This window comes from Bacillus swezeyi, from assembly GCF_001969815.1.
In the GTDB taxonomy this organism is placed as follows: Bacteria; Bacillota; Bacilli; order Bacillales; family Bacillaceae; genus Bacillus; species Bacillus swezeyi.
The window spans coordinates 315,083-339,425 of sequence record NZ_MRBK01000001.1; the positions used below are offsets into that span (position 1 = coordinate 315,083).

General features: G+C 46.1%; 2 protein-coding genes. Both read left to right on the forward strand.

Features of this window, described 5'->3' with window-relative positions:
• Positions 1-39: 39 nt before the first annotated feature.
• Entirely contained in the window at positions 40-16,506 is a 16,467-nt protein-coding gene (locus BTA30_RS01260) for a non-ribosomal peptide synthetase (protein ID WP_094777264.1), read from the forward strand.
• A gap of 14 nt (positions 16,507-16,520) precedes the next feature.
• Positions 16,521-24,209 carry a beta-ketoacyl synthase N-terminal-like domain-containing protein gene (locus tag BTA30_RS01265; protein ID WP_076758259.1) on the forward strand — a complete coding sequence of 2,563 codons (7,689 nt, stop codon included), beginning with the start codon at positions 16,521-16,523 and terminating at the stop codon, positions 24,207-24,209.
• The last annotated feature ends 134 nt before the right edge of the window (positions 24,210-24,343 follow it).

Sequence of the window (24,343 nt, forward strand, 5' to 3'; positions counted from 1 at the left end):
GAATTATCCATTACTGAGGTAGAAGAGCATCTTCAAGGCATGAAGCGTCAGTTGAAAAGCCCGCTTTCAGAAGGTCAAAAAGGGTTATGGATGCTTCAAAAAATGTCTCCTGATATGGGTGCGTATAATATTCCTTTATGCTTTCGCATCAGCAAAAAATTACATGTCGAGACGTTCAAGCAAGCCCTTCTGTTTGTACAGAAACAATATCCTGTTTTAACGAGTGTGATTCAAGAGGAAAACGGCATTCCTTTTCAAACGGTTCAGCCGTCACAGGCCCTTCATTTTGAGGAAGCGGATATGTCAGCTATGAATTCAGCTGAGATATTGCCCTTCCTAAAAGAAAAAGCTAAAGAACCTTTTCATCTGGAAACAGGTCCGTTAATGCGCACACATCTTTTTCATCAGTCAGAGGAAGAATGCGTTGCGCTTATAACGGTTCACCATATCATATTTGACGGTGTGTCAATGCTGACATTTATATCGACGCTTTTAGAGGCGTATCAACAATTGCTGCAAGGCGAAGAGTTGGTGCTGCAGAATTTACCAGCCGATTATCCTGACTTTGTTGACTGGGAAAATCGTCTGCTGGACGCTAAAGAAGGAGCTGAGCATCTCGCTTATTGGAAAGAGCAGCTTTCCGGGACGCTGCCTGTTCTTGAACTGCCGGCCGACCGTCCCCGTCCTTCAGCACAAAAATATAAGGGGCAAGCTTACAAAAGCTTGCTCCCTCATCACCTGAGCAAACAAATAAAATCGTTTGCCCGCTCTCATCATGTGAACGAATCTGTTGTGTATCTCTCCATTTATAAAGTACTGCTGCATCACTATACAAAACAAAAGGACATCATTGTCGGCGTTCCGACTATGGGGCGGCCTGAAGACGGTTTTGAATCGATCATCGGATATTTTATCAATATGATGGCTGTTCGGAGCAAAGACATAGGAACGCAAACATTCAAAGAGTTCCTTCGAGACCTGCAGCTGACAGTGGCCGACGGCCTGGACCATGCGGCATACCCGTTTCCGGCACTGGTAAGAGAACTGAATGTAGATCGCTCAGCAGCCGATTTTCCGGTTTTTCAAACGGCCTTTCTCTACCAGAACTTCTTTCAGACAGCAGGCTTACAAAAAATGCTGGAACAATATCAAACTCTCGGCATCGAATATATCGAAGACATTCGGCAAGAGGGAGAATTCGAGCTGGCACTGGAAGTGTATGAACAAGAAAATGAAACAGTGCTTCATCTTCTGTATAACCCTGATGTATATGAATTATCCTCCATTGAAAGAATGATGGAGAACTATATCAAACTCGCTGCAAACATCATTCACGATCCGTCATTATCACTTGAAACATACTCTTTACAGTTAAATCAAGAACAAATCAACTTGTTCGAGCAATGGAATGCAACAAAGACAAATGACGCCAAAGACAAGTGCATACATGAGATTTTTGAGGAAAAAGCGAGAATAAATCCCGATGCGATAGCGGTCGTATTCGAAGAGGAGACTCTTACATATAAGGAATTAGATCGAAAAAGCACATCGCTGGCCACCTACCTTCAGGAACAGGGGGTAGGACCTGAACGCCCGGTAGGAATTTGTGCAGAGCGTTCGTTTGATATGATGATCGGAATTTTGGGGATTCTTAAAGCCGGCGGAGCGTATGTGCCTTTAGATCCGAACTCCCCTCAAAAGCGATTAGAGTACATGCTCAAAGACAGTGAAGCATCAATTGTCCTTACCCAATCTAAATTTTATGACAAAGTAAACAAATTAAATGATGACCATGTAAAAGTAATCAATATTGATTTGGCTTACAGTCACACTAATACGGCACAACAAAACAGAGAATTGAAACGGGAAGTAAAACCGTATCATCTCGCCTATATCATTTACACTTCGGGCAGTACCGGACAGCCTAAAGGAGTCATGGTAGAGCATCGGAGCATTATGAATACGCTGAATTTTCTTGAATCTCAGTATCCTGTTACTGCTGTTGATGCTTATTTATTAAAGACGAACTATATTTTCGACGTATCCATATCGGAATTATTCGGCTGGTTTATCGGAAATGGCCGTCTCATTATTCTTCCGCCGGATGGAGAGAAATCACCACAGCTGTGCATGGATGTGATTGAAAAGTATAAAGTGACCCATATTAATTTTGTTCCTGCCATGCTGCATGTATTTTTAGAAACGGCGAAGGACAACAGGCAGTTAACTGAGGATGGACCGATCAAATACATGATGGTTGCAGGAGAGGCCTTTCCTAAGGAATTGGTGAAAAAGGCGGTAACCATCTTTAAAAACTGCCGGGTTGAAAATATTTACGGACCAACGGAAGCCTCCATTTACGCTGCGTATTTCGGATGCGGAACAGGGGATATCGCCAGTCATCATACGCCGATTGGCAAACCTGTATCTAATACGAAGATTTATATCGTGGATCAGCATCTGAAACCTGTTCCGATCGGCAAGCCCGGGGAGCTTTGCATCGCAGGAGACGGATTGGCAAGGGGCTATTATAACCAGCCCGGTCTGACAGCCGAAACATTTATTGACAATCCGTTTGAACCGGGGACAAAGCTTTATAAATCCGGTGATTCAGCAAGATGGCTGCCTGACGGCAATATTGAATATTTAGGCCGTATTGACAGCCAAGTGAAAATTCGCGGTTTCCGAATTGAGTTGGGCGCAATAGAAACGAAGCTGAGTGAATATCCGGGCATTTTAGATCAGGCAGTAGTGGTCAAACAGCTGGAGGGCCATAAAAAGCTGGCTGCTTATTATACTGAGCAAAACGGACATCCGCCTATCGATCAAAAAGAATTGCGCCGCCACCTGAAATCCAGCCTGCCGGAATATATGATACCTGCGCACTTTATCCGCCTGGATGAGATGCCGTTAACGCCGAGCGGGAAAGTGAACCGCAAGGAATTGGAACACCGCAAGGTTATTTTAAATAAAAGGAAAACACATCACTTACAGCTATCAGAAGTAGAGGGCAAAGTGCAGCTCATTTGGGAGAACATGCTGAAAGTCAGCGGCTTTGGGCCGGAAGACGGATTTTTCGATGTGGGAGGTGATTCACTTCTCGCCGTGTCCGTGGCGGAACGGATCCAAAAAGAATTTGATTGTGAATTCAGTGTAACGGAGCTGTTCGAGTACGCCAATATCCGGGCCATCAGCCAATACATTATTGATATGAAAAACACAGATGCGGCGGCCATACCTCAAGATGAAAGCAAGCGGAATGTGAAGAGGGAGAAACAGCCGGAACAGCAAGGGCTGCCGTCGTATTTTGACGACAGTATTGCCATTGTAGGGATCTCCTGCCAGTTTCCGGGTGCGAAAAATCATCATGAGTTCTGGAATCAAATCAAAGAGGGCAAGGAAAGTATTCGGTTTTTCTCTAAAGAAGAGCTTCGTGAATATGGTGTGCCTGAAGAATTGATCCAACATCCTGATTACGTTCCTGTGCAATCTGCGATTGAAGGAAAAGATTTGTTTGACCCAGGTTTCTTTCAGATCTCTCCTAAAGATGCTGAGTTTATGGACCCTCAGCTCCGTCTCTTATTGCTGCATTCCTGGAAAGCAATTGAGGATGCGGGCTATGTGGCAAAAGAGATTCCGGGAACAAGCGTATATATGTCTGCAAGCAACAATTCATACAGAACGTTATTGCCAAAGGAGACGACAGAAGGGCATGAATCTCCGGATGGCTATGTCTCATGGGTATTAGCCCAAAGCGGAACCATCCCGACAATGATCTCGCACAAGCTCGGATTAAAGGGGCCAAGCTACTTTGTACATTCCAATTGCTCTTCTTCACTAGTGGGTTTGTATCAAGCGTACAAAAGTCTAACATCTGGTGAATCTGAATACGCGCTTGTTGGCGGCGCAACCTTGCACGCACAGTCAGGAATAGGCTATGTGCATCAAAACGGATTGAATTTTTCAAGTGACGGGCATGTTAAGGCATTTGATGCTGCAGCTGACGGAATGGCCGGCGGAGAAGGCGCAGCTGTCGTCCTATTGAAGAAAGCTGTGGATGCGGTAAAAGACGGAGATCATATTTACGCCATCATGCGCGGAATAGGCATCAATAATGACGGGGCTGATAAGGCAGGCTTTTATGCACCAAGCGTAAAAGGCCAAACAGAGGTCATACAGAACGTATTGGATGAAACCAATATCCATCCCGAGACTGTCAGCTACATTGAAGCACACGGTACAGGGACTAAATTAGGCGACCCTATTGAAATTTCCGCCTTAAACAAAGTGTACAAGCAATACACGGACAAAATACAATTTTGCGGAATCGGTTCGGTGAAAACCAATATTGGACATTTGGATACAGCCGCAGGATTAGCCGGCTCCATTAAGGTTGCCATGAGCTTATACCATAACGAACTTGCGCCGACCATCAACTGCCATGAGCCGAATCCGAATATTCATTTTGACAGCTCTCCATTTTATGTTGTCCGCGAACGAAAGCCGTTAGAGAAAAATGCAAGTGTACATCGGGCGGCGCTGAGCTCGTTCGGGCTTGGCGGAACGAACGCTCATGCGATTTTCGAACAATATAAAAATGCCCATGATACAAAAGCGGATAACGAAGGCAATCGACCGTACCTCATTCCGGTATCGGCAAAAAACAGGGAGCGGCTGCAAGCATATGTAGAGGAGCTGCTGACATTTGTCAGTCAAAACGAGCTAGCGCAGATCTCATTAAGGGATTTGGCATACACCTTCCAAGTCGGCCGGGAGGCGATGGACAGCAGAGTCGTTTTTATAGCGAACGATATGGAAGAATGGAAACAGCAGCTGGAGAGTTTTGTGAATGGAAAACCATTGACAGAAGGCTGTATTCAAGGAGAAAAAACGCGAATGAAATCCGCTGAGCTCTTGCTTGGAGATGATGAAACAGAAGAACTTGTTGCATCATGGATTTCCAAAGGCAAATTGAAAAAGCTTGCCGAAGTGTGGGCCAAAGGTTTTCGTGTTGAATGGCGCAGCCTTTACCCGAATACGAAGCCGCACCGCATGAGTCTGCCGACATATCCTTTTGCTGAAGAACGGTACTGGCCTGAGATCGGCATGGACAATAGCAAAACAGCCGAACCATCGCGTATGCATCCTTTGGTTCACCATAATACATCTGTTTTATCGGAGCAGCGGTTCAGCTCCATCTTCACAGGACAGGAGTATTTTATTGCCGAGCATATCATTAAAGGGATGGCGATTTTGCCGGCGGCTGTCACGCTTGAAATGGCAAGATCCGCTATCGAACAAGGAATTGGCGGTTTAGATGATCAAGAAACCGGAATCCGCCTGAAAAATGTGGTTTGGATGCGTCCGGTTGTAGCGGGAGATGAGCCGGTTAAAGTCAACATCGGACTCTATGATGAAGACGGTGGACATATTCTTTACCGGATGTATGGTGAACCGGAATCCGCTGAGGCAGAACCGATTGTATATAACCAGGGCATAGCGGAATTATGTCAGCCGCAGCATTCAGAGGCATTGGATCTAGAGGCGGTAAAGAATCAATGTCATCAAGGCATAATGGACGCCTCCTTATTTTATGAAGGCATGATTGGAGCCGATTACGGTCCTGGATATAAGAGTGTAGAGGCCGTTTATAAAGGAGAAGGCCAGCTGCTCGCCAAATTATCGCTGCCGGAATCTGTCTCGCATACGTCAGACGATTATGTTCTTTATCCAAGTTTAATGGATGGAGCGTTACAGGCGGCAGAATATTTGCAAAACGTCACCAGGGCGGAGCTTTCTGACAGTGAAGATTTTCAAGCGGCACTGCCATTTGCTTTAGAGGAGCTTGAAGTCTTTCATCAATGCGTTTCTGATATGTGGGTTTATGTTCAATTCAATTCGAAAAATAAACCGGGCGATCTGATACAGAAAGTCGACATTGATCTATGCGATGAGCATGGCACCATTTGCTTACGTATGAAAGGATTTTCGACGAGAGTGATGGAGGCCGACACACAAACCGGATCATCAAACTCAGAGACCTTATTGCGTCAGTCTGTTTGGAAAGAACAAAAGGCTGACGCAAAAGCGGCAAAAGAATATGCAGAACATCTCGTGTTCCTCTGTGAATGTGATCAAGACATGAGAAAAAAGATCGAAGCAGAAATGGAGCATGTTCATGTATTCAGCCTCGAAGAAAGGCCTTCTTCAGTGGATGGACGTTTTCATTCGTATACGGAACAAGTGTTTAAAAAAGTGCAGGCGATGATGCGCACTAAACCGCAAGGAGATATTCTGATTCAGGTCGTGACCTCCGCAGAAGGCGAGCGGCAATTGTTTTCAGGATTGACAGGACTGCTGAAAACGGCCGAACTGGAAACGGCCACACTAACCGGGCAAATGATTGAAATCAGCAGTGAAGAAAGCGGGGAAAGTATTGCCGGCAAACTGAAAGAAAATCAAATGAGCAGCGGTGCACATATCAGATATCAAAACGGTAAACGATTTATTGCAGATTGGATTGAAATGAAAACGGCAAGCCGTGACATCGGCATGCCGTGGAAAGACGATGGCGTCTACCTGATCACAGGCGGTGCCGGAGGCTTAGGCCTTATTTTCGCAAAAGAAATTGCGGAACAAACGAAGAATGCGACAGTCATTCTGACGGGCCGTTCACCTCTAAATGAAAGTAAAAGGGGAAAAATTGAAGAGCTTCGCGCCAGGGGGGCCATGATCACCTATCAGCAAACAGATGTTACCGATAAAATCGAAGTGTACCAGTTAATGAACGATATTCAGAAAAAACACGGCCGTCTTGATGGGATTCTTCATAGCGCGGGAATCATTAAAGATAGCTACTTGATCAATAAATCAGCAGAAGACCTGCATGAGGTGCTGGCGCCTAAAGTAAAAGGACTCGTTTATCTGGATGAAGCGAGCAAGGATTTGGCATTGGATGTTTTCATTCTCTTTTCGTCTCTTTCAGGAAGTATGGGCAGCATCGGTCAGGCTGATTATGCGGCAGCGAATGTATTTATGGATATGTATGCCGGATACCGCAATACACTCGCCGGAATCGGTCAGCGGCATGGCAGAACGCTTTCTGTAAACTGGCCATTATGGAAAGAAGGCGGCATGAAGGTCGATCGTGAAACGGAGACAAGGCTTGTGCTGCTGGCCGGAATCGTTCCTCTTGAAGCGGACAAAGGCATACAGGCTTTTTATCAAGCGCTCAATACCGAGGCAAACCAGGTCATGGTGATTGAAGGCGACGTTCAAAAAATAAAACAAAACATGCTGCCAAAAACAGCCTCAGCGCCTATTGAAAAGAAGGAAACAGAAACCATGATTGAATCGGTAAAGAGCATTGATACAGGCAGTTTGCTGGATAAAGTAAAGGCGATGCTGAAGCGGGAGGTTGCCAAGCTATTAAAGGTTAAACTTGAAACGATTGATGACCATGCCGAAATGACGGGGTACGGTTTTGATTCCATCTCCATGACGGAATTCACCAACCATATCAATCGGATCTATAAACTGGCGCTGACGCCAACCGTCTTTTTTGATCACCCGACGATCCATGAGTTTGGCAAGCATTTGTCAGAAGAATATCAAGCGGTATTTGCGGAAACATTTGCTGTGCGGACCAGGCCGAAAGCCCAGGCTCAGCCTGCATCTGAACAGGATAAAACGATGCATGTCACAGCTAAAAGGCGCCGGAAGCAGTCAGTTATGCTGCCAAAAACCATACAGAGTGAATCCGGGCCCGAGCCAATCGCAATCGTGGGAATAAGCGGCATCTTCCCTATGGCGAAAGATGTCGATGCCTACTGGAAGAACTTAAAAGAAGGCAAAGACTGCATGACGGAAATCCCGAAAGACCGCTGGGATTGGCGCGACTATGAAGGGGACCCTGCGAAGGAAGCCAATAAAACGAATGTAAGATGGGGAGGTTTTATCGACGGCATTGCGGAATTTGATCCATTATTCTTTGGCATCTCCCCGCGTGAAGCAGAACAAATGGAACCTCAGCAGCGCTTATTACTGACATACGTATGGAAAGCGATCGAAGATGCGGGGTATTCGGCAAAAAGTCTGTCAGGCACAAAAACAGGCGTATTCATCGGAACGGGAAATACAGGATACAGCTCTCTTTTATCAAAAGCAAACTCGGCAATAGAAGGCTCTGCTGCGGCTAACACAAGTCCGTCAGTCGGTCCGAACCGTATCAGTTATTTCCTTAATCTGCATGGACCGAGTGAACCTATCGATACGGCGTGCTCCAGCTCATTAGTAGCTATCCACCACGCCATTTCCTCAATCGAGGAAGGCACTTGTGACATGGCATTAGCCGGCGGCGTTAATACGATTATTCTGCCTGAGGTGTATATCAGCTTTGATAAAGCGGGTGCCCTGAGTAAAGAAGGCAAATGCAAGACGTTCTCAAATCGAGCCGATGGTTTTGCTCACGGCGAAGGAGCCGGCATTCTGTTTCTAAAGAAATTAAAAGCGGCTGAAGAAGCAGGGGACCATATTTACGGAGTGATAAAAGGGAGCGCAGTCAATCACGGCGGACGTGCCGCCTCTTTAACGACGCCTAATCCGAAGGCCCAGGCGGAAGTCATTCAAACGGCATTCCAAAAGGCGGGAATCGATCCCAAAACTGTGAGCTACATTGAGGCTCATGGAACCGGAACGGAGCTTGGAGACCCGGTTGAAATTAACGGATTGAAAGCGGCTTTTAAAGCGCTGGGTGTAAACGAAGGAGACACATCTGCCAATCATTATTGCGGCCTCGGTTCAGCGAAGACAAACATCGGGCATTTATCGCTTGCAGCCGGTGCGGCAGGCATCATTAAAATATTAATGCAGCTTAAACACAAAACCTTGGTGAAAAGTCTTCATTGCGAGACTGTCAATCCGTATATTCAGCTGGAAAACAGCCCGTTTTATATCGTTCGGGAAACAGAAGAATGGAAAGCAATACAGAATGAGCGGGGACAGGAGCTGCCTCGCCGTGCAGGCGTCAGTTCATTTGGTATCGGAGGGGTAAACGCCCACGTGCTCATCGAGGAATATATTCCGAAGGCGGACACAGGTAACATACCGTCGATCACTTCTGAACAGCCGGGTATTTTCGTTTTATCAGCCAAAAATGAAGCAAGGCTGAAAGAACACGCACAGCAGCTGGCAGAAGCGTTAGGTCAGCATACTTATAAAGACGCAGATCTCGCAAGTATCGCTTATACGCTGCAAGCCGGACGAGACGCGATGGAAGAACGGCTGGGAATCATTTCCGGGTCCATTGAGGATTTGCAAGACAAGCTAAAAGACTACGCAGCAGGCAAAAATAATGTGGAGGATGTATATAGAGGGCGGATTGATAAAGGTACGCTGCAAATGCTGACAGAAGATGAAGAAATTCGAGAAGCGGTAGAAAAATGGATGGAACGCGGAAAATATGCAAAACTGCTGGAATTATGGGTGAAAGGGCTTGATGTGGACTGGATGAAGCTGTATGGCGAGAATCAGCCAAAGCGCATCAGTTTGCCGACATATCCGTTTGCGAAAAACCGTTATTGGATCTCTGATCAAATTGAAAGCGGAAGCCTTGAAACCGACAAAAAAGCATCTTCCATCAACGCGGCTGTGTTGCATCCATTAATGCATCAAAACACATCGAATCTATCGGAACAGCGGTTTAGCTCCATCTATACGGGAGAAGAGTTTTTCCTTGCGGATCATGTTGTCAAAGGCCAACGGATCTTGCCGGGGGTGGCGCATCTCGAAATGGCGCGGGCTGCCATCGAGCAGGCGGCAGAGGTACAAAACGGTCAGTACAGCATGACGCTGAAAAACACAGTGTGGGTGCGGCCGATTGTGGTGGAGGAGCAGCTGCTGCAAGTAAACATCAGGCTTTTTCCGGAAGAGCATGGTGACATTACGTATGAAATCTACGGCAACCCGGAAACGGCCGGTGACAAACCAATCGTATACAGTCAAGGCAGCGCTGTATTAAATCCTGCTGCGGATACGCCGGTCATTGATTTACAATCCCTGCGCCAGAAGTGTCAGCAAACTCGATTCACTGTAAACGAAGTATACGACACCTATAAAATGATCGGTTTTGACTACGGTCCGGCTTATCGCGGGGTGGAAAAGATTTATACAGCTGAACATTTTGTATTGGCAAGCTTGTCATTGCACCCCTCTGTTTTGGATACGGTCAGCCAATTCAACATGCATCCGGGTCTGATGGACTCCGCTTTGCAGGCATCCAGCATTTTGACAGGCGCAGGAGATAACCGGCTGATGCTGCCTTTTGCGGTTCAAGAGCTTGAAGTCTTCGGGACATGTTCCTCGAAAATGTGGGTATACGCCAGATACAGTGAAGACAGCAAAGCGACTGATAAGGTACAAAAGCGGGATATCGATATATTAGATGAGAACGGCAATGTTTGCGTACGGATAAAAGGATTGTCTTTCAGAGCGGCAGAGAATGATACTGGATCAGCGGAGCCCGATCAAACAAAGGAAACTTTGATGTTTGAGGAAAAATGGATGCCTAAGGATACCGACAAAGACGCTCCGGAGCCTAAATATCAACGGCATATTGTCATGCTTTGTGAAATGAACGGACTCTCAAAAGACAGCATTGAATCAAAGCTCAATGGAACGGAATGTATAGTATTGGAGTCTTACCGGGAGGGTCTGGCAGAGCGATTCCAAGATTATGCCGAACAAGCGCTTGAGACGATTCAGAGTATCCTCAAAAGCAAGCCGCAAGGCAATGTTCTGATCCAAATGCTTACCTCCGCACAAAGAAAGCATTACTCATTCTCAGGGCTTTCGGCGCTCCTTAAAACGGCCGGTCTGGAGAATGCAAAGCTGAAAAGCCAGACGATTGAAATCGATACAAACGAAACAATTGAAAGGATCGCAGATATAGTACAAGAGAATAAAAGAAACACAGGAGATCAGCGCATCAAATATGAAAAAGGCAAACGGTACATCAAGGAATTAAATGAAATTCATACGCCTGAACGAGAAATCAGATTGCCGTGGAGGGATAAGGGTGTGTACCTTATTACAGGCGGCGCGGGGGGACTTGGATTTATTTTTGCGAAAGAAATTGCAAGCCAAGTCAACCAGCCTGTTCTGATTCTTACAGGCCGGTCCGCGCTTAGCGCCGATCAGCATTCACAGCTTAACGAATTGCAACGGATGGGTGCTCGCGCGGAGTACAGGCAGATCGATGTAACCCAATCGGCGGCTGCATCCGAGTTAATCACAAGTATCACCGCTGATTACGAAGACTTGAATGGCGTGATTCACAGCGCTGGACTGATTAAAGACAACTATCTCATGAATAAAACGAATGAAGAACTAAAGCAGGTCCTCGCCCCTAAGGTAAAAGGACTCGTAAATGTGGATGAGGCAACCGAGCATCTCGCGTTAGATTTCTTTATCCTCTTTTCTTCAATATCTAGTGTCACCGGCAGCGCGGGGCAGGCGGATTATGCGATGGCTAATGCCTTTATGGACAGTTATGCTGCTTATCGTAATGCGCTTGTGACCGCCATGTACAGGCACGGCCAAACATTGTCGATCAATTGGCCGCTGTGGAAAGAGGGCGGTATGCGTGTAAATAAAGAAACTGAAAAAATGACAATGAAAAATACGGGCGTTACAGCTATGCGAACCGAAACCGGTATTCAGGCACTTTATAAAGGCTTGGCCTTCGATAAAGATAACGTCATCGTCATGGAAGGTATCAAAGACATGATGAGGGAAAAGCTGTCTCAAAAGCAGCCTTCTGAAGGTGTTTCGAAAAAAACAACGCAAGAACCGGTGACCCAGGAAGCAAGAATCGATCAAGACAGCTTATCGGACCAAATACAAGAAGTTTTAAAGCAAGCAATCTCGCAATTGCTCAAAATCAAACCTGAAGAGATTGATCCGGATATGGAGTTTAATCAATATGGATTTGATTCAATCACTTTGACTGAATTCGCTAATGCACTGAATGAACAATACAAACTGGATCTGACGCCTACAATTTTCTTTGAGCATGCAACCGTTCATGCCTTTGCTGCGTATTTATCAGCCGAATATCAGGATACATTCTCTGCGCAATTTGCAGCACCTGTCAAAGAGGAGCTGCCTGTACAGCCTGCGGAAAAAGCCATGAAAGACATCAGGTTTTCAACCGAAAACCGTTTTGTTAAACCAAAGGAGCTGCCAGTGAAGAAGGCAGCCGAGCATGTGCCTGAGCCTGAACCCATTGCCATTGTAGGGATGAGCGGCGTTTTCCCAAAGGCAGAGGATGTAGAGGAATACTGGATGAATTTGAAAGAAGGGGCGGATTGTATTACAGAGGTTCCAAAAGACCGCTGGGATTGGCGTGAGTACTACGGAGACCCTCTAAAAGAAGCAAATAAAACGAACGTCAAATGGGGCGGCTTTATTGATGGAGTGGCCGACTTTGATCCGTTGTTCTTCGGCATTTCCCCGCTTGAGGCTGAGCAGATGGAGCCTCAGCAGCGTCTATTAATGACCTATGCTTGGAAAGCCATAGAAGAAGCGGGACATTCAGCCCAAAGCCTATCAGGAACCAAAACGGGCATATTCATCGGTACTGGAAACACGGGATACAGCTCTCTTCTGTCAAATGTAGATATCGAAGGCTCAGCAGCTGCTAATATGAGTCCTTCTGCCGGACCGAATAGAGTCAGTTATTTTCTGAACATTCATGGACCGAGCGAACCGATTGACACCGCATGCTCAAGCTCACTGGTCGCCATTCACCATGCGGTTTGCGCAATTGAAGACGGAAACTGTGAAATGGCGATCGCGGGAGGCGTCAACACGGTTGTAACACCGCAAGGCCACATCGCCTACGATAAAGCCGGGGCCCTGAGCAAAGAAGGAAAATGCAAAACGTTCTCTGACAAAGCCGATGGATTTGCGGTCAGTGAAGGTGCAGGCATCCTTTTCCTGAAAAAACTTAAAGCGGCTGAACGCGACGGCGATCATATTTACGGTGTGATCAAAGGAAGTGCAGTCAATCACGGAGGCCGCGCGAATTCTTTGACGACTCCTAATCCGAAGGCTCAGGCAGAAGTCGTAAAAACCGCTTATGTGAAGGCGGGAATTGACCCGAGAACCGTGACATATATTGAAGCGCATGGAACTGGAACAGAGCTTGGTGATCCGGTGGAAATCAACGGACTGAAGGCTGCTTTTAAAGAGCTGTACGAGAAAACGGGAGATCCTTCTGTTCATGCCAGCCATTGCGGATTGGGTTCAGCAAAGACGAACATCGGCCATTTATCGCTCGCGGCCGGTGTAGCTGGTGTCATCAAAATCTTATTGCAGCTAAAACACAAAACGCTGGTAAAAAGTCTGCACAGTGAGACACTCAATCCGTATATCAGATTAGAAGACAGTCCATTTTATATCGTGCAGGAATCCAGAGAGTGGAAAGCGCTGCGAGATGAAGCGGGACGGGAGCTGCCTCGCCGAGCCGGAGTCAGTTCATTTGGCATAGGCGGTGTCAATGCCCATGTGGTCATTGAGGAATATATTCCAAAAGAGACCGCTCCTTCTGAACAAGCGCCGGCAGTGACATCACAACACCCGGGCATCTTTGTCTTGTCGGCAAAGGATGAGGACCGCCTGAAGGACCAAGCACAGCAATTAGCGGATTTTATCAGCAAGCATTCCATTACAGATCATGATCTCAGTGATATTGCTTATACACTCCAAGAGGGGCGCGATGCAATGGAGGAGAGACTAGGGATTATCGCCGCCTCGGTTCAAGATTTGCTGGAAAAACTGCACCTCTTTATAGAAGGACAAACCAATGCGAAGAACATGTGCAGAGGCAGGGCAGATAAAGGGATATTACAGACGCTCAGGTCAGACGAAGAAATTCAGAAAACACTCAAAAATGACTGGGAGCCTGGAATATATGCAAAACTGCTTGAATTGTGGGTGGCAGGATTAAAAATAGATTGGAACAAACTGTATAGCGGCAAACAGCCAAACCGCATCAGTTTGCCGACCTATCCATTTGCAAAAGAACGCTACTGGTTAACGGACATGAAAGATGAAGCCATTACACATAAGGTATCGCCAAAAACTGTCGATACAGCAGCTTTGCACCCGTTAGTACAGACCAACACTTCCGATTTGTCAGAGCAGCGTTTCAGCTCAACCTTTACAGGCACTGAGTTCTTTTTCACCGACCACAAGGTGAAGGGAAAGCCGGTCATGCCGGGGGTGGCATATCTTGAGATGGTGCATGCAGCCATTTCGCAGGCAGTGCGGGGACTCAAAGATCATCAATCTGTTATCCATATAAAAAATGTTGTTTGGGTGCAGCCGATCGTGGCGGATGATCAGCCTGTCCAAGTGCATATCAGTCTTGATCCTCAGCGCGATGGTGAGATTGCTTTTGAAATCTTTACAGAAGACGGGGAGAACGCACGAAAGATACACAGTCAGGGCAGTGTTGAAATAAGCGGAGCAAGGGACATTCCTTCCCATAACATCAGCGCGCTGCAAGCGCAATGCAGTCAAAGCGCACTTGCAAACGAACAGTGCTATGAGTTATTTAAAGCGATCGGCATAGAATACGGACCTGGTTTTCAAGGAATACAGCAGCTTTGCATTGGCCGCAATCAAGCCTTGGCAGAGCTTTCACTGCCTCCTAGTGTATCTCAAACGCTGAACGAATTTGTTCTTCATCCGAGTATGACGGATTCTGCTTTGCAGGCGTCGATCGGGTTAAAGCTGAATTCCGGTGACGAACAGCTTTCATTGCCTTTTGCACTGCAAGAGCTTGAAGTATATAGTCCATGTACAAATAACATGTGGGTGTCTGTCACATCTCGTCCAAACGAGGACAGAATACAAAGACTTGATATTGATTTGTGTGATGAACAAGGCCAAGTGTGTGTAAGAATCAAGGGCATCTCTTCAAGGATGATGGAAGAAGACATTCAACGCCCGGAAGAACTGAAATCGTCCGAAATTGAGGCGTCTCTTAATGGAGCACTTCTAATGGCCCCGGTATGGGATCAAGTGAAAACGGAGAAGAGCGGGGACATTCCGTCTGCTGATGAGCGTGTTGTCATCCTCGGAGGGGATGACAACAGCAGAAGCGCTGTGCAAAGACAGTTCCCGCTTGCCAAAGAGCTGCACATCGAGCCGCACGATATCGCAAGCCAGCTTGAAGCATTTGATGCGTTTGACCGTATTGTGTGGATTTCTCCTTCCCGTGTTACGGAGTGCGAAGTCGGTGATGGAATGATTGAAGCCCAAAACCAAGGCGTTATTCAATTGTACAGACTTATTAAGGCGATGCTTTCTTTAGGCTATGGAGAGAAGACGATAAGCTGGACGGTCGTGACGGCGAATACGCAATGTGTTGATCAGCATGACATTGTCGATCCAATTGATGCCGGTGTTCACGGTCTGATCGGCTCGATGGCAAAAGAATATACAAACTGGCAGACAAAGCTGATCGATGTAGATCAAAATGAGGATTGGCCGGTGTCTGAGATCTTTTCCTTGCCTTCCGACCGAGAGGGAAATACTTGGGCGTATCGGAACAAGATCTGGCATAAACAGCGTCTGATCCCTGTACACAGCAATCAGCCGGTGCACACCAAGTATAAGCACGGAGGCGTTTATGTTGTCATAGGAGGCGCGGGCGGAATTGGAGAAGCCTGGAGCGAATATGTGATTCGAACATACCAAGCACATGTCATTTGGATTGGCAGAAGAAAAAAAGATGCATCCATTCAAAGCAAGCTGGACAGACTTGCGCGTTTAGGGCCGGCTCCGTTTTATATCGAAGCTGATGCGGCAAACCGAGAGGAATTGGAGCGCGCTTATGCGACTATCAAACAAATTCATCGAGAGATCAACGGCATCATTCATTCTGCCATCGTTTTGCAAGACCAAAGCCTGATGAATATGAACGAGGAACGTTTCAGAAATGTTCTTTCTGCAAAAGTGGATGTAAGTGTGCGAATGGCTCAAGTCTTCCAGAAAGAGCCCTTGGACTTTGTTTTGTTTTTCTCTTCAGTCCAATCATTTGCAAGAGCTTCCGGACAGAGCAATTATGCTGCCGGCTGCAGCTTTAAGGATGCTTTTGCTCATCGGCTTTCACAAGTATGGCCTTGCACAGTGGCTGTGATCAATTGGAGTTACTGGGGGAGTATTGGGGTTGTATCCTCACCTGATTATCAGCGAAGAATGGCTCAGGCGGGCATAGGCTCCATTGAAGCCCCTGAAGCGATGGAAGCATTGGAATTGCTGCTCGGGGGACCGCTGAAACAGCTTGTGATGATGAAGATGGCAAACGACGAAACCGGCAATGACTCGGGACAGACTGAAGAAACAATTGAAGTGTATCCGGAAACTCATAGCTCCGCCATTCAGAAACTGCGAAGTTATCACCCGGGAGACAGCACAAAGATACAACAACTGTTATAGGAGGGGAAGCGCCAATGCGAAACACAGAAGACATTCTCTGTAAGATGCTGTTAGCACAATTGCAGTCGATAGGATTTTTCAAAGAAAATAAACCTCAGCCGGTGTTGCAGAATTTCTATGGCAGATGGTTTGACGAGAGCCTATCAATTTTGGAGCGGCATGGCTTTCTTCAACAAACGGAAAATGGCTACGTTCTAACCCGCTCAACAGATGACATAAATGAATTGTGGAACGAATGGGATGAAAAAAAAGCAGATTTGCTTCAAGACAGTAACATGAAAGCCATGGTGGTGTTAGTGGAGACCGCACTCAAAGCCTTGCCGGATATTCTGACCGGCAAGGCATCTGCCACCGATATCCTTTTTCCGAACTCATCTATGGAGTTAGTAGAAGGAATCTATAAAAACAATCAAGTCGCAGACTATTTTAATGATGTGCTGGCGGACACTTTGGCTGCCTATATGCAAGAACGTCTGAAGCAAGAGCCTGAAGCAAGGGTTCGTATATTAGAAATCGGAGCGGGAACCGGCGGTACAAGCGCGGCCGTTTTTCAAAAAATGAAAGCCTATCAGTCACATATAAAAGAATATTGCTATACAGATCTCTCTAAAGCGTTTTTACTGCATGCAGAGAAAGCGTACGGTCCGGACAATCCTTATTTGACGTATCAGGTATTTAATGTGGAAGAGCCGGCGGCTGAACAACATATAGAAGCGGGCGGCTATGATGTGGTTGTCGCTGCAAATGTGCTTCATGCGACGAAAAACATCCGGCAGACATTGCGAAATGCCAAAGCGGTGTTGAAGAAAAACGGCCTTCTCCTTCTGAATGAAATTAATGACCATAATGTGTATTCACACCTGACATTTGGCCTATTAGAAGGCTGGTGGCTGTATGAAGACCCCGATCTGCGTATCCCGGGCTGCCCCGGTTTATATCCAGACACATGGAAAATGGTGCTTGAGAGTGAGGGATTTCGTTATGTCTCCTTTATGGCTGAACAATCACATCAGCTCGGCCAGCAGATCATCGCAGCTGAAAGTGACGGAATCGTCCGCCAAAAAATGAGAACAGCGCACTTAACGGAAGAAATCAAAGATCACCGTCAAGAAACACATCATTCACAAATAAAGGCTGAAAAAGACAGTGATGAGGAAAGCGATTCTCTCCTTGAACAAACGACACAATTTGTGAAAAACACGTTAGCAAAATCCATCAAACTGTCACCGGAGCGTATACATGCAGAAACAACGTTTGAGAAGTATGGGATCGATTCTATTTTGCAGGTGAACTTTATTCGTGAGTTAGAAAAACTGACGGGTGAGCTTCCGAAAACGATTTTATTTGAACACAGCAACACGCAAGAACTCGTCGATTATCTCATAAAGGAGCATGAAGGGAAGCTGCGGACATCACTGCTAAAAGAAAAATCACATCCCGCAAAAAAAGAAGCACCTGTCCAAACAAAGCCTGAAAGCCCTGCACAACCGTTTACTTATGAAACGCGCCGTTTTGCCGGAGAGCAGCAGACTATCAAAACTCAGCAGGCAAAGGTGAATCCAAAAGAAAAAACCGGGACAGTGAAAAAGGAAAAGGCAATCAATTCCCAAGCAACGACGCCGAATCATCATGGCACAGAGGATATTGCGATTATCGGCATAAGCGGCCGTTATCCGATGTCTGATCACTTAGAAGAGTTCTGGGAGCATTTAATAGCCGGAGACAATTGTATTGCAGAGGCCCCGCAATCAAGATGGCGGACATCTTTATTGAACACATTATCGAAAGAACCATTACAGTCATCAGATAAGAAACGCTACGGCGGATTTTTAGAAGACATAGATGCGTTTGATCATCATCTTTTTGAAGTGGATCAGAACCAAGTGATGGAAATGACGCCAGAACTCCGATTGTTTCTAGAAACCGTCTGGGAAACATTTGAGGACGGCGGCTATTCCCAAATCCGATTAAATGAACTGCAAGACAGCGAAGCGGGTGTGGGCGTCTTTGTTGGAAACATGTATAATCAGTATTTTTGGAATATCCCTTCATTAGAACAGGCGGTACTGAGCTCTAATGGCGGAGACTGGCATATTGCAAATCGCGTTTCTCATTTTTTTAATCTGACAGGACCGAGTCTGGCTGTCAGCTCCGCATGCTCCAGTTCATTAAACGCAATCCATCTTGCGTGTGAAAGTTTGAAACTGAAAAGCTGTTCGATGGCAATAGCCGGCGGTGTCAATTTAACACTGGATCTCTCCAAGTATGATGCGCTGGAGCGCGCAAATCTTTTGGAAAACGGAAATCAAAGCAAAAGCTTTGGCACAGGAAGCGGACTTATTCCGGGTGAAGGTGTCGGAGCTGTCCTGCTAAAACCGCTCTCTAAGGCGATAGAAGATCAGGATCATATTTATGCCGTTATCAAAAGCAGTTTTGCCAATCATAGCGGCGGAAGACAGATGTATACAGCGCCAGATCCGAAGCAGCAAGCTGCATTAATCGCCAAGTCGATTCAGCATTCCGGCATTGACCCGGAAACAATCGGCTATATTGAATCTGCGGCAAACGGCTCAGCGTTAGGCGACCCGATTGAAGTGATCGCACTAACGAACGCATTTCAACAGTACACAAATAAGAAGCAGTTTTGCGCGATAGGCTCTGTGAAATCGAACCTTGGACATTTGGAGGCGGCTTCCGGCATTTCTCAGCTGACGAAAGTTCTGTTACAGATGAAAAAGGGAACGCTTGTGCCGACGATCAATGCCGCTCCTGTCAATCCAAATATTAACCTGGAAAACACAGCATTTTTTCTTCAGAAACGAACGGAGCCATGGCATCAGTTAAAAGATCCTGAAACAGGAAAGTATCTGCCCAGAAGAAGCATGATTAACTCTTTCGGGGCGGGAGGGGCCTATGCGAATCTCATTATAGAAGAATTTATCGGCGCCGCACCTGAGAAACAAACAGTGTCTCACCAGCAGGAATGTCTGGCCGTTTTTTCAGCGAAAACGAAATGGAGCCTGCTCAGCTATCTTGAAAAAATGCGGGTGTTTTTAGAAAAGAACCCTTCTTCTGCTATTGAAGCAGTTGTACATTCATTACACAGGATCAACCACGACTTAGAACATAGGGCTGCTTTTACGGTTACGTCGACGCAAGAATTGATTGAAAAACTAAAGATTTTCCAAATATCAAAAGAAAGCTCACTCCAGCAAGGTATCTATACATCCTTTGATTTACAATCAGGTGCGATTTCTCCGAATGCAGGATTAGCCCATGAAACAGCGCAGCAATGGGCAGCGGGGGCCTCGATTCATTTTGACCATATACATCAAGGGAAAGGATCTGGCTGGATCAATCTGCCTCACTATGCATTTGACCATAATACAGCATTTCATTTTGATGCCCTGCCGGATGAAAATGGGAAAAGACATGATGAGCAGACGGCTCATCATCCGTTGATCCAAGATTCATTCGATTACGATGAGCCTTATGTTCAAGGCCATGTGTTCAACAACGAACGGGTGCTCGTCGGTGCAACCTACGCAAGTCTGGCGATTGATGCATTTTTTGACATGTTCCCTGAGGAAAACGGCGGCCGTATCAGTAAATTAAGTTATCTAAACCCTGTTGTCATAAAACAAGGGCAAACAATTGAACTGAAAACTGAGCCGCTTCAAAAAGATCATGAACTCGATTTGCAAATCATGTATCGTGAGCAGGCATCTGAGACCTGGAAGCCTGCCGCAATCGGACAATGTCAAAAGGGTCATTTTGAAACAAAAAAAGTCAACATCGAAAGATTAAAACATTCGTTAATCGAGCTGGATCATATTGAACAAATGTATCAAACCGGCGATGGCGGCGCTGAGTGGGGAGACTTGTATAAAACCATTACTCATCTATACAGAGGCAATGACTCGATCCTTGCAAAAGTGCGTTTGTCTCAAAACGGCATGGCAAATGCGCATCACTACACTGTAAACCCATTGATTACTAACAGCGCTTACTTGGCCATTCTCAGTTTCATAGAACAATTCGACATAGCGGGCCGTTTCTTGCCATTTGGAATCAACGATATACAATTCACAAAAAATAAAATAAAAGAAGATTGCTGGCTTCTGATCACATTCGTTAAGAATACCGGTGAAATGCTGTTGTTTGACGTAGATGTGATCAATGAATCGTCAGAGACGGTACTGCGCTATTCAGGGTACTCTTTAAAGCAATTCCGTTTGACAGATCAAGGGGAAAAAGAGGGGAATCAGGAAGTCCAAATGTACGATATAAGAGACCGCATTCGAAGCTATATCACAGATAAACTGGCTGACAAGATGGCCGATCCATCAAAACTGTCTCTGACAAAAGTTCATATCATGGATTTGGGGATCGATTCTTCCCAATTGATTGCATTGACAAGAGAGCTGGAATCAGAGACAAAGATCGAATTAAACCCTACTTTGTTTTTTGAATATCCGACTGTTCAAGAATTGACCGATTTTTTTGCGGAAAAACATGAAAGATCCTTTGTTCAATTGCTTGGCGGGGCCAATCAACAGCAGGCATTCCCCGATATAAAAGAAAACAAAATAAAACCAATTCAAACAGATGAAAGAAAGGCGGATGAAACAAAAGAATATCCGGCAGACGGTATAGCCATTATCGGCATGTCGGGACAGTTTCCGAAAGCAAATAATGTAACGGAATATTGGGATAACCTGATTCACGGAAAGAACTGTATTTCTGAGGTGCCGGAAGAACGATGGGACTGGCGCGAATATGCCGAAAAAGCTGAAGGGGAGCAGTCAAGCCTCCAATGGGGCGGTTTTATAGAAGGCATAGGTGAGTTTGACCCGCTGTTTTTTGGCATTTCACCGAAAGAAGCGGCGGCAATGGATCCTCAGGAGTTTCTGCTTTTGACACATGCGTGGAAGGCGATGGAAGACGCCGGTATAACAGGCCAAGCCTTATCCAGCCGCCCGACAGGAGTTTTTGTCGCAGCCGGCAATACCGATGCAGCTGTGATCCCTTCTTTAATTCCAAACCGTATATCCTATGCGCTGAATGTAAAAGGGCCGAGTGAATATTATGAGGCTGCCTGTTCCTCAGCTCTTGTCGCTTTGCACAGAGCTATTCAATCCATTCGAAACGACGAATGTGAGCAAGCCATTGTCGGGGCTGTGAATCTGCTGCTCTCACCAAAAGGTTTCATCAGCTTCGATTCAATGGGATACCTGAGCGCGGAAGGAAAAGCCAAGCCCTTTCAAGCAGAGGCGAACGGGTTTGTCAGAAGTGAAGGTGCAGGGGTTCTCATCATTAAACCTTTACAAAAAGCAATGGAAGATTCAGATCATATATATTCGGTCATAAAAGGGACAGGTGTATCGCATGGCGGCAAGGGTATGTCATTGCACGCGCCTAATCCGGTCGGCATGAAGGATGCGATGCTGAAGGCTTATCATGGATCACAAGTCGATCCAAAGACGGTGACTTATGTAGAAGCGCACGGAATCGCCTCGCCTTTGGCGGACGCGATTGAAATAGATGCGTTGAAATCGGGCTACAGTCAGCTTGAAATGGAGCACTCACAGCAATTGCAAGAGGAAACGCCATGTTATATCAGCAGTTTAAAGCCGACAATGGGGCACGGTGAACTTGTCTCAGGCATGGCCGCTCTCATAAAGGTCAGCATGGCGATGCGGCATAAAACAATACCCGGTATTCCCGGTTTTGTGTCTTTAAATGATCAGGTGTCATTGCAAGGCAGCCGTTTCCGAATGACCGACAAGAACCGGCAGTGGGAAGAAGTAAACGATGATGCAGGCAGAAGGACCCCGCACAGAGCGGGTATTAACAGCTATGGGTTTGGAGGAGTGAATGCGCACGTCATTTTAGAAGAATATATTCCTTCTCAACCAGAAGCGTTGTGCGAAAACGTAAATGAGCCTCAGATAGTGGTCCTTTCTGCTAAGAACCAAGACAGACTCAGAGCCGCAGTGCAGCAAATGCTTGACTATGTAAAACAGCAAAAAGAACTATCATTACAAAATTATGCTTATACACTTCAAGTCGGACGCGAGGAGATGAGCGACCGGCTCGCATTGGTGATCCGCAGTAAAGACGAACTGGTGCTTGGATTGGAAGATTACTTAAAAGCAGAAGACAATAAGCTGAAACATACTGTACCATTCTTTATCGGGAATTCAGAAGAAGGCTTATCAGATATCGGCACCTTGCTTGAAGGCACATTGGGAGAGGTCGTCATGCAGACGCTGATGTCTGAAAACAATCTTGAAAAGATCGCTTTTTGCTGGACAAAAGGGGCCCGAATCCCGTGGGAGCGGCTCCATCAAGGAAAAGGTGCGCGCAGAATATCATTGCCTTCTTATCCGTTTGAAAAAAGAAAATGCTGGAATGGTTTTCAATCGCCGGAGATAGCCCCTTCTTTTTCAGATGATGGGCATATTCCTCAGAAAGACGGCGATATTCGGCTGATATCTGATGTATTAGGGATGGCTCCGGAAGAACTAAGTCTTCATAAATCTTTGCAAGATTACGGATTTGATTCTATTCTTTGTATACAGTTACTGCAGCAATTGCAATCCAGTGTTGATCCTTCGATCAGCCTGGCGGAGCTGAAAGCATGTCAAACCGTGCATGATATGATGGATTTGATATCAAAAAAAGAGGATAAATCATTATCAGACCAGCCGGTTCAGACTGTCTGCCGACAGTATCCTGAATTGATACCGTTAAATAACAGCAAGCAGGGACGCCCTGTGTTTTGGTTTCATGGAGGAGTAGGCGGAGTCGAAATCTATCAGCCATTTGCCCGTAAAAGCCAGCGTCCTTTTTACGGAATACAAGCAAAGGGATTTATGACTAACCATGCTCCTTTACAAGGGATTGAACAAATGGCTTCCTATTATATAGAAATCATTCGAACCATACAGCCGGAGGGCCCTTATGATGTAGGCGGATATTCCTTGGGCGGAATCCTGGCGTATGAAGTCACACGCCAGCTGCAAAACCAAGGGGACGTTGTCAAAAGCATTGTCATGGTGGATTCTCCGTATAGTACTGAATATCAAGAGAATGAACCTTCCTTGAAAACGTCAATGCTGCAAACAATAAATACGATGCTGGCAGCCGCTTCCCAGCCGGAAAAGCTTCATGACGTTCTCATCAGCCGTGAAGAGGCAAATATAAACGCAGAGGATGAAGTATTTTTAACAGAACTGATTGGTTTGGCCAGACAACGGGGGCTGAACAAAACGGAGAAGCAAATACGGACACAACTTAAACAAATGGTGAAAGCTCAGCACGCTTATGAATTTGAGGCGTACACTGTGCAGCCGCTTGCTGATCCTGAAGCAGTAAAATGTTATTACTTCCGCAATAAAAGCAGGTCATTCCTTGGTGACTTGGACATTTACTTTACCATTTCAAATGAAAAAATACCGTTAGATCATACTGCCTACTGGGAGGAATGGGAACGGCAAATTTCTCAATTCCATCTGATAGATGTGAATTCTACCAATCATTTAATGATGTTGACGGAGCCTAAAGCATCCAAAGCCATGTTAGAGTTTTGTGAAAAGCTATATTCAAATAGAGGCGTAGTAAACGCGAATTTTCTTAAAGCTTTCCGAAAAAGACACGAAACAGGCGAAGAAAGAGCAGACGAATTGGTGAAGCGGTGAAGAAACACAAAAGCCCCCTGTGCTGGCAGGGGGCTTTCAGCGTGTCGACAAACCCTCGCATTCGTTGTCAGGCCTGCTGAGTCGGTGGTCACGTCCAAGGAAGGAACGGCGGCTAATCGCTCAGGCGTCCTGCC

What these genes read in the sequence shown, in the direction of transcription:
- BTA30_RS01260 (WP_094777264.1), top strand. Translation starts at nt 40, where the DNA reads ATGAAGCGTCAGTTGAAAAGCCCGCTTTCAGAAGGTCAAAAAGGGTTA.
- BTA30_RS01265 (WP_076758259.1), top strand. Translation starts at nt 16,521, where the DNA reads ATGCGAAACACAGAAGACATTCTCTGTAAGATGCTGTTAGCACAATTG.